This window comes from Ferruginibacter sp., assembly GCF_031430955.1.
Taxonomy (GTDB): Bacteria; Bacteroidota; Bacteroidia; order Chitinophagales; family Chitinophagaceae; genus Ferruginibacter.
The window spans coordinates 1-9,880 of the sequence record NZ_JANPCM010000173.1 but is presented as its reverse complement, the minus strand read 5'-3'; the positions used below and the strand labels follow the sequence as shown (position 1 = coordinate 9,880).

The 9,880-nt window shown below is 36.4% G+C and carries 8 protein-coding genes; 5 read left to right on the top strand and 3 right to left on the bottom strand.

Features of this window, described 5'->3' with window-relative positions; all coding sequences use genetic code 11:
* A partial coding sequence (locus ACY65O_RS04685; protein WP_462219688.1) for a cyanophycin synthetase family protein occupies nucleotides 1–260 on the bottom strand: 260 nt, incomplete at its 3' end.
* Between the two features lie 248 nt (nucleotides 261–508).
* Here ACY65O_RS04685 and ACY65O_RS04680 point away from each other — a divergent pair.
* The 3 genes from ACY65O_RS04680 (at nucleotide 509) to ACY65O_RS04670 (ending at nucleotide 3,527) form a co-directional block, all read left to right on the top strand.
* Nucleotides 509–1,798: an aminotransferase class V-fold PLP-dependent enzyme gene (locus ACY65O_RS04680; protein ID WP_462219687.1), complete on the top strand. Its 1,290-nt coding sequence runs from the start codon at nucleotides 509–511 to the stop codon at nucleotides 1,796–1,798.
* Nucleotides 1,799–1,886: 88 nt separating this feature from the next.
* Nucleotides 1,887–2,780: a cyanophycinase gene (locus tag ACY65O_RS04675; RefSeq protein ID WP_462219686.1), complete on the top strand. Its 894-nt coding sequence runs from the start codon at nucleotides 1,887–1,889 to the stop codon at nucleotides 2,778–2,780.
* 78 nt (nucleotides 2,781–2,858) lie between these two features.
* Nucleotides 2,859–3,527 carry an SGNH/GDSL hydrolase family protein gene (locus ACY65O_RS04670; protein WP_462219685.1) on the top strand — a complete coding sequence of 223 codons (669 nt, stop codon included), beginning with the start codon at nucleotides 2,859–2,861 and terminating at the stop codon, nucleotides 3,525–3,527.
* Here ACY65O_RS04670 and ACY65O_RS04665 read toward each other — a convergent pair.
* Together ACY65O_RS04665 and tyrS are read right to left on the bottom strand one after the other, a co-directional pair.
* Nucleotides 3,524–4,657, bottom strand: coding sequence for an acyltransferase family protein (locus ACY65O_RS04665; protein WP_462219684.1), 1,134 nt, complete (start codon nucleotides 4,655–4,657; stop codon nucleotides 3,524–3,526). The genes ACY65O_RS04670 and ACY65O_RS04665 overlap by 4 nt on opposite strands.
* 57 nt (nucleotides 4,658–4,714) lie before the next feature.
* Nucleotides 4,715–5,995, bottom strand: coding sequence for a tyrosine--tRNA ligase (gene tyrS, locus ACY65O_RS04660; protein WP_462219683.1), 1,281 nt, complete (start codon nucleotides 5,993–5,995; stop codon nucleotides 4,715–4,717).
* A 308-nt stretch (nucleotides 5,996–6,303) separates the two neighbouring features.
* Between tyrS and ACY65O_RS04655 the strand changes: the two genes are divergently transcribed.
* Nucleotides 6,304–7,410, top strand: a complete 1,107-nt coding sequence (locus ACY65O_RS04655; RefSeq protein ID WP_462219682.1) for a putative type IX sorting system protein PorV2 — start codon at nucleotides 6,304–6,306, stop codon at nucleotides 7,408–7,410.
* Nucleotides 7,411–7,428: 18 nt separating this feature from the next.
* Nucleotides 7,429–9,786, top strand: a complete 2,358-nt coding sequence (gene porU2 / locus ACY65O_RS04650; RefSeq protein ID WP_462219681.1) for a putative type IX secretion system sortase PorU2 — start codon at nucleotides 7,429–7,431, stop codon at nucleotides 9,784–9,786.
* The last annotated feature ends 94 nt before the right edge of the window (nucleotides 9,787–9,880 follow it).

Sequence of the window (9,880 nt, the reverse complement as noted above, 5' to 3'; positions counted from 1 at the left end):
TCCAAAGCAATATGTTCAATCACATGGCCCATCCAGGTGCCTTCGTCCACTCTTTCAAAAAAACCGCCAGGTGTGCCCACACTACAGCGGTGTTCAATCATAGTTGGAAACATTTTTTCCAGCCGCTCCCTAAAACCTGCAATAGAATTGGTGGGGCGTTGCTCCATATCTTCCAGATCCAATTTCATTTGTATTAGTTTAGTGCGGCGCACACTCCAGTAGTTAGGCCCTTTTAATACTTTAATTTCAAGAATATTCATAAGTGCAGTTTTTTGTCCAGTGTTTTAGTTTTTTTGGGCCAAGTGATATTTCTTTGTTCAACTTCATTGGTCTGGCCTAAGGCGAGACACTCCTGTACGACATAACTTTATTGAGCTTTTATCTAAGCGTAGATAATTTCTGTGCTTCTGTGTTTCTGTGGCAATTTTCCTCAGAAATGGAAATTAGCGAAATCATCTTGCTTTGCAAAAAACAAAATCAGTAAATTGTATAACCAAAATTAAAAAGTATGAACAATCGTCGTTCTTTCCTCAATAAAATAAGCTTGTTATCAGCAACTGCATTATCTGCAAATATTTTTCAACCGGCATGGAGCCGCAATTTAAAAGCAGCAATAAAAAATATTGAAAACGTTAATCCAGCTGACCTGGCAAGCGACGATGAGTTTTGGTATTATGTACAGCAATCTTATACTATCTCTGCAAATTTTATCAACTTAAATAATGGCGGCGTATCGCCTGCGCCAAAAGTAGTGGCCGATGCCATGAAAAGATATTACGATATCAGTAACGAAGCACCCAGTTATTTTATGTGGCGTGTGGTTGATCAGGGAAGGGAACCGTTAAGAAAAAATTTAGCACAGCTTGCCGGTTGCGATGCAGAAGAAATTGCCCTGCACCGCAATGCCTCCGAAGCACTGGAAACAATAATTTTTGGTATTGATTTAAAAGCAGGCGACGAAGTGGTGTTGGCAAAACAAGATTACCCCAACATGATTGGCGCATGGAAACAAAGAGAAAAAAGAGAAGGTATAAAATTGGTTTGGATAAATCTGGAATTACCCAGCGAAGATGAAAATTACTTAGTGAAACAATACACTGATGCATTTACCTCAAAAACAAAACTGGTGCAAATAACCCACATGATAAACTGGATCGGCCAAAAAATGCCGGTGAAAAAAATAGCAGATGCTGCAAAGAAAAAAAACATTGAAGTATTGGTTGATGGAGCCCACACCTTTGCCCAGTTTGAATTTAAAATACCTGATTTAAACTGCGATTATTTTGGTACCAGTCTGCACAAATGGTTGGGGGCGCCTATTGGCACAGGCTTACTGTATGTGCGTAAAGATAAAATAAAAAATATTTGGCCCATGTTTGGCGCCGGTGATAAAGAAGAAGATAATATCCGCAAGTTTGAACATTTGGGTACCCGTCCTTTTTACATTGAGCAGGCAACCGACAAAGCCATTGACTTTTATGATATGATTGGCGCAAAAAGAAAAGAAGAACGTTTGCTCTATTTAAAAAATTACTGGATGGAAAAAGTTAAAAACATTCCCAAAGTAAAGTTGCACACGTCTTTTAAAAAAGAATTTGGTTGCGCTATTGGTATGGTAAGTGTGGAAGGAAAAACGGCAACAGAATTGGATAATTATCTCTGGACAAATTATAAAATTCATGCGGTCGGCATTAACTGGGAAAATATTCATGGCCTTAGAGTAACACCCAATGTTTACACCACCACAAAAAATTTAGACCGCCTTGCTGAGGGTATTGAAAAGTTTGCAAAAGGTTAATTTACATGTAATCAACATCAGTTAATAACTAAACCACAAGTATAAAACACGATTTGCCTTATTTTTGCGTTATATCAAAAAAGATTAAATGCCAATTGCCAAAGGAAAATTGATTGCGATAGGTGGAGCAGAAGATAAAGGAACAGAAACTGATAAAGACGATTATAACCGCAATAACCTCAACTTTTTTGAATTAGGAATTCTCCGCCGTATTGTGGAGGAAGCCGGAGGCCCCCTCAGCCGTATTGAAGTAATTACCACTGCCAGCACTATTCCATACGAAGTTGGCGATAATTACCTGAATGCTTTTGGACGTATTGGCTGTACCAATATTGGTTTAATGCACATCCGTAACAGAACCGATACCAACAACCCTGATTATTTACAACGAATAAAAGAATGCGACGCTGTAATGTTTAGCGGTGGTAATCAACTGCGGCTAAGTGTAACCGATGGCGGCACAGAATTTTTATCCATTATCAAACAGCGTTACCACGATGAAGATTTTGTAGTTGCAGGTACATCAGCAGGCGCCATGGCTATGAGTAAAACAATGATTTACGAAGGCAATGCTGCAAAGGCGCATCTTAAAGGCGAAGTGAAAATGACTACGGGTTTGGGTTTTTTAGATTCGGTTATCATTGATTCGCATTTTGAAAAACGGGGCAGATTTGGAAGGCTGGCGCAAGCGGTTGCCTGTAACCCCAGTTGCATTGGCATTGGTTTAGGAGAAGATACCGGCATGCTGATAACCGAAGGCAATAAAATGGAAGCAATAGGAAGCGGTTGTGTAATTATTATAGATGGCCACGATGTTAGCTACAGTAATATTGCCGACATACCCGATGGCAACCCTTTCAGCATAGAAAATTTAAAAGTGCATGTTTGCGAAAAAGGAAATGGTTTTTTGGTAAAAGAAAGAAAATTTATCCCGGAAGTAGCAGAAGGCTCGGTTATAAAAAAGCAGGTTCATGTAGAATAATTTATTTTTAATAATAAGTAAAAGCATGCTGATTTTTCAGCATGCTTTTGTTTTAAATTGCATTTCAAAATATTTATTATGAAAAAACTAATATCATTACTTATACTTGCTGCAATCGCATTTGCATTTACTGTTCAAGAGAAAACTAAAGTTATTTTCTTCGGCGATTCTATTACCCAGGCAGGTGTAAACCCCGGTGGATATATCAGGCGTATCGACAGCATGTGTGCAGCGGAAGGCCAAAAAGAAAATTATGAATTTATTGGTGCAGGTATTGGCGGCAATAAAATTTACGATTTGTATTTGCGTATGGAAGATGATGTACTGGCAAAAAATCCTGATGTAGTCTTTGTTTATATTGGAGTGAATGATGTGTGGCATAAAGCAACTTCGGGTACAGGTACAGACGCAGATAAGTTTGAAAAATTTTATACAGCTATTATAAAAAAAATAAAAGATAAAAATATTAAAGTGATATTATGTACACCTGCAGCCATAGGGGAGAAGACGGATTTTAGCAACAGCCAGGATGGCGACTTAAATGAATACAGCAAAATTATCCGCAATTTAGCAACAAAAAATAATTTGCAACTGGTTGATTTAAGAAAATCATTTTTGGAATATGATCTTAAGAATAATCCGGATAATAAAGACCGGGGCATTCTTACAACAGACAGGGTACACTTAAATGCAAAAGGTAACCAGTTAGTGGCGGATGAAATGTGGAAACTGATTAAAAATAATTAACCGTTTCTTGTATTAGAACTTGCCACTGCGGTAAACCTTGCCTTAATTTTTAAGAAACGTTTTTCAAAATACTCGTACGATAACCAGGAAAGAAATATAGTAGCGCCAACCACAAATGTATATGCCACAATGTATTTAATTACGGTAGGCAAATTAATGTCTTTAAACAACATTGCTGAAAAGAAAATAATAAGCGGATGAATAACATACATACCATATGATATCTTACCTAAAAAATCAAAAATTTTAATATCAAGATTTACCAGCCTGTTTTTTACAGTTATTTGCCCAATTATAAGAATAACAGTTACGGCACTAACAATCTCATGATCAATTACTGAGGCTATATGAAATTTATTGAGCAGTAAAAGTAAAATAATAATCCATGCAATGGCCTGCGCAAATTTGGAGCCTGCTATTTTTAAAAATAAAGCCTGCTGGTTAAAATAATAAATAGCACCAAGGCTCCCTATCAACATGCAATCAAAACGAATAACATTAAAGCTTGCTGCAACGATAGTTTTCATATAAAAAAAATGAAAAAAACATTTTAACAGTACAAACACAACAATAAAAACAATCACAAAAATTTGCAACTTATTGTTTACTTTTTTTACCACCCAGGGCCAAAATAAATAATATTGTTCCTCTACACCCAGCGACCAGTAATGCCTTAAATAAGGTAATGTTGATTCAGCTATAAAAGGAATATTTTCTAAGATAAAAGGAAAATTTGCTGCAAAAAATATATACAGTAAGAGCGTACCTCCGTTAAAATAAAGTTTAAAATAAAAAATTACTGCAACTGCAGCAGCTAAATACAAATAATATAAAGGCCAAATCCGAAGCAGCCTTCTGAAATAAAAATTTTTGATGTTTATTTCCTGTTGCTTTTTTTCGGCCAATAATAAATAGGTAATTAAAAAACCGCTTAGTGCAAAAAAAATAGTAACCCCAAACCCTGCCATGGCAAAGCCTTTGGGTTTTCCATCTGCTAATGTACCAAAAAGATAAGGGCTTAAATTAAACCGGTCAAAATCAAGTGTAAGGTGAAAAACAACAACAGACAATGCAGCCAATGTTCTTAATCCATTTAATCCGGGAAAGTAAATTGGTTTGCTGCTGTTCATTAAAATAATTTAGGGGTTATTTTGCTGATAAAATATTTCAAACGATTTTAAATAATTTTAATTGCAGCTTATCAAATAATAATTCTTCTTTCCTTTTTGAATTAATAAATATTTATTGTGAAGCAACATAGAGATTTCAATTTTTAACTCCGTGCTCTCTGCTTTTTTTCTATTAATACTTACACCACCATTTTGTATCATTTTTCTTGCTTCTCCTTTACTGGGAAAAATATTGGTGTCAACAAGTAAATCAATAACTGCAATACCTGCTCTTATTTTATCAGCAGGGTAATTGTTTTTAACAATCCCTTCCATATTATTCAAATCATCTTCACTTAAAACTTCTGCTGATGCATTTTGATGGGCAAATAATTTATCGGTAGTTTCTATGGCCTTATTGTATTCTTGCAAACCATGTACAAAAACAGTAATTTCTTTTGCAAGCGTTTTTTGTAATATTCTTTTAGCAGCATCCTGTTTATGTTCGGCAATTAAAGTATCAATAGTTGGCTTGTCTAAAAAAGTAAAAATTTTAATCCATCCTTCAGCATCAATATCGTTGGCATTTAACCAAAACTGGTAAAACTGGTAAGGAGATGTTTTGCCGGCATCTAACCAAATGTTTCCTTTTTCTGTTTTACCAAATTTACCACCATCTGCTTTTTTTATTAAGGGGCATGTAAATGCAAAAGATTCGCCACCATCTTTTCTTCTTATCAGTTCAGTGCCTGTAACAATATTACCCCACTGATCGCTGCCGCCCATTTGCAGTTTACAATTTTTATTTTTATACAACCAGTAAAAATCGTAGCCCTGTACCAGTTGGTAGGTAAATTCTGTAAAGCTCATACCCGTTTCACCATCCAGCCTTTTTTTCACGCTGTCTTTTGCCATCATGTAGTTAACTGTAATATGTTTACCCACATCCCGTATAAAATTTAAAAAAGAAAAATCCTTAAACCAGTCGTAATTATTGGCCATTTCGGCAGCATTTTTTTTGCTGGCATCAAAGTCTAAAAATTTTTCTAACTGTGCTTTTACACAGGCAACATTGTGGTTTAAAATAGCTTCGCTTAATAAATTACGTTCTTCACTTTTACCGCTGGGGTCGCCAACCATACCAGTGGCACCACCAACGAGTGCAACAGGTTTGTGTCCGGCTTTTTGTAAATGAATTAATAAAATTATAGGTACTAAACTGCCAATATGCAAACTATCAGCTGTAGGGTCAAAACCTATATATGCTGTTGTCATTTCCTTATTCAACTGTTCTTTTGTGCCCGGCATAATATCCTGTATCATGCCCCGCCATTGTAATTCCTCAATTAAATCTTGCATAAAAATTATTTATAAAACTTTGGGCTTGTTGTTTTCGTATTTACTATGTAAACTTTTTGGCAAAAATGCTTATAAAAAATGATAAAACCACAGGTTCAGCAGGTTCCAAACAATTTATCATCTTTAAAGCATCCAATTGGTTATAAAAAGACTCTTTAAAATTGCAGCAACATAACAGGGGATAAGATATTGTATTTGTTGGCTATGTATTGCTTAATTTTAATTAGAATATTAACACAATTTACCAAGTATTATTACGTTTAAGTCTATATCCTTTAAAATTCACGGCTAACCCCCAAATAATATTTATGAGATTATACGCCAAAACTGGGTTGCTACTGCTGTTGCTTTATCCGGCAATAAGCTTTGCACAGTTTAGAAAATACTCCAACGAATTTTTAAATATAGGTGCAGGTGCAAGAGGTCTTGCAATGGGCAATGCCCAGGTTGCTTCGGCAAATGATGCAACGGCAGGTTATTGGAATCCTGCTGGCTTAGTAGGCGTAAAAGATAACCCCAATCTTAATTTAATGCATGCCGATTATTTTGCAGGCATTGCAAAATACGATTATGCGGCATTAGCAATTCCCATTCAGGATAATAAAAGAACCATTGGTTTATCAGTGCTTCGCTTTGCAGTAGATGATATTCCTAACACGCTTTACCTGGTGGAACCGGATGGCAATTTCAATTACAGTAATATTAAAACTTTCTCTTCTGCCGATTGGGCATTTCTTTTTTCGTTTGCACAAAATATAAAAGCCACCGAGACTAAAAAAATAAGTTTTGGTGTAAATGCAAAAGTAATTTACCGTAAAGTAGGCACTTTTGCCACAGCATGGGGCTTTGGTATAGATGCCGGTATTCAAATGCATGGAAAAAAAGGGCATTTTGGTGTTGTCGCAAGAGATTTAACTACCACATTCAATGCATGGTCTTTTAAATTTACCGATAAAGAAAAAGAAGTTTTGTATTTAACCAATAATGAAATACCTGTTAAATCAACAGAACTAACGGCGCCCCGTATTGTAATTGGCGGCGGATATAATTTTAGATTGGGCAAAGCCGTAAAACTTATGGCAGAGGCAAACCTTGATGTAACATTTGATGGTAAAAGAAATACGGTATTCAGCAGTAACCCGGTAAGTATAGATCCTCATTTGGGGCTGGAAGCCAACATAAAAGATGTATTTTTTGTAAGAGGCGGCATTACAAATTTTCAAAAGGCTTTAGCCGATGGTGATACTACCAACAAAAAAGAAGTATGGATATACCAGCCCAGTGTGGGTGCAGGCTTTAAAGTAAAAAATGTAATGATCGATTATGCATTTACCAACCTGGCCAACCAGTCTAATCCATTATATACCCATATATTTTCTTTACGCATAAATTTAGTGAAAAAAGAAAAAGAATAAAACTTAATTGAACCTGTTATGAAAAAACTTTTATTTACCGTAGTAATTTCTATGCTTGCTGTTGCAGGCTTTTCGCAATTAAATAACAGCTGGATAGACTACAATAAAACTTACTATAAATTTAAAATAACTAAAGATACCCTTTGCCGTATTGCACAACCGGTTTTGGCCGCTGCAGGTTTAGGAAGCACATCGGCTCAAAACTTTCAGCTTTGGCGTAATGGAAAAGAAGTAAGATTATATACTTCTGTTGCCGGTGGTACAATGGGGGGGGCTGATTTTATTGAATTTTGGGGCGAAATGAATGATGGTAAAAATGATAAAACTTTATACAGGGATACGGCATTTCAGTTAGATGATAAATACAGTTTATTTTCCGACACATCAACCTATTATTTAACAGTAAATGCTGCCAGCTCAAATTTAAGGTACACACAAACTGCTAATCCTGTTGCAGGAAATGCTTTGCCTGCGGAAACTTATTTTATGCGTAGGGTGGAAGCACACTACAAGAGCCAGATAAACCGTGGGCTTACTTCTCCGCTGGGTACGGAAAACGTTTATTCATCAGCTTACGACAAAGGAGAGGGCTGGGCAAGCAGTGATATAAATACCTGCTGTGCTCTAAGTAATGTTTTTAATGGCACTAACAGGTATGCAGGAGGCCCTGCCAACAGTGTTATGTTTACCATAGCCGCATTTGGTAACTCCCCGCTTTTTACCAGGGATTTAGGCGCAAAAATTAATACAACCAATGTATTGCCCGCAGTAAACCCAATGCCTTATAACAATTATCATAAAGACACGGTAAGAAATTTACCCCTTTCTGTAATTACCAGCCCTTCATTTATCGGGGTAAGTGTAAAAGGCGAAAATCCTTCCAATGCTGCTAATGACCGCATTGTTGTTGCTACTTTTTCAGTTACTTATCCGGCCACTTTTAATTTTAATAGCGAAAAGAATTTTTATTTTGAATTGGCTCCTTCAGCTTCGGGTAACTATATTGTAATTGATAATTTTAATACTAATGGGCTTCAGCCAATATTATATGATGTTACAGAAGGCCGTAGATATTTAGGCGACATAACTGCACCGGGCCAGGTTAAATTTGCTTTACCGGCATCATCCAGTCCTGTTAGAAAATTTAATTTAATAAGCCAGGATGGAAGTAATATCAATGCTGTTGCTGCAGTAACAGCTAAAACATTCCTAAATCTTTCTATGCCGGCAAACCAGGCCGATTATATTATTATCAGCAACCCTGCTTTATATAATAATGGCGCAGGTATAAATTATGTAGATCAGTACCGTCAATACCGGAGTTCGGTTGCAGGCGGCAGCTATAATGCAAAAATTTACAACATTGAAGAAATTACAGAGCAGTTTGCATTTGGCATTAACAAACACCCTGCAGCGATTAGGGATTTTGCCCGTTATGCCGATCAGCAGTTTGCTGCCAAACCAAAATTTGTTTTTTTAATAGGAAGGGCAGTTACTTATAATGATTATAAAAACAACCAGGCCAGCCCCGATGCTGATAAACTTAATTTGGTACCCACTTTTGGATGGCCTGCGTCTGATATTTTGCTGGTTAGTAATCCCGGCACTGCAGTACCAGTTATTCCTGTTGGCCGTATTGGCGCCATTAACGGAAACGAAGTAGGTAATTATCTTGAGAAAATGAAAGAGTACGAGCTGGCACAAAAATCAACTACCCAAACTGTTGCTAACAAAGCCTGGATGAAAAATATGGTTCACATTTCAGGTGGAATTGACAGTATTGAAACCGATGCTTTTAAAGGCCATTTGAATCAATATAAAGTTGTAGCAGAAGATACTTTATATGGGGCTCATGTGGAAACTTTTGCAAAATCAGGTACGGGTGCCGTACAGGAAGCCAACAGTAACCGTATTGACCAATTATTTAAAGAAGGGCTTGGCTTTATAACTTATTTTGGCCACTCCTCCGCAAATACGCTGGCATTTAATCTGAGCAATCCTGATACCTATCTCAACCAGGGTAAATATCCTTTCTTTAATGTTAGTGGCTGCAGTGCCGGTAATTTTTACAGCTTCGATCCTACCCGTATTGCCGGCAGCATGTCTTTATCAGAAAAATATATTTTTACCAAACAAAAGGGAAGTATCGCTTTTTTTGCAGATACTCATTTTGGTATTGAGCCTTTTCTTGATTATTACAACACCAGTTTTTATAATGAATTTTGTAAAAAGAATTATGGTGGTACAGTCGGCGACCAAATTAAAAAAATTACGAATCATAAGGGCGGAGTCTTTATAGAAAACGGCAGAGCCAGCGACTTTCAAGAGATGGCGCGAATCGCCAGATATGTGCGCCAATTAAAAAAGAGACTATAGGCGCGCCAATAATTACAATAAAGGACGCACAAAAGATTCAAACTCATTTGAAATACAATTCAAAAACAAAGAAGTTTTAAAAATAAAAATAAAA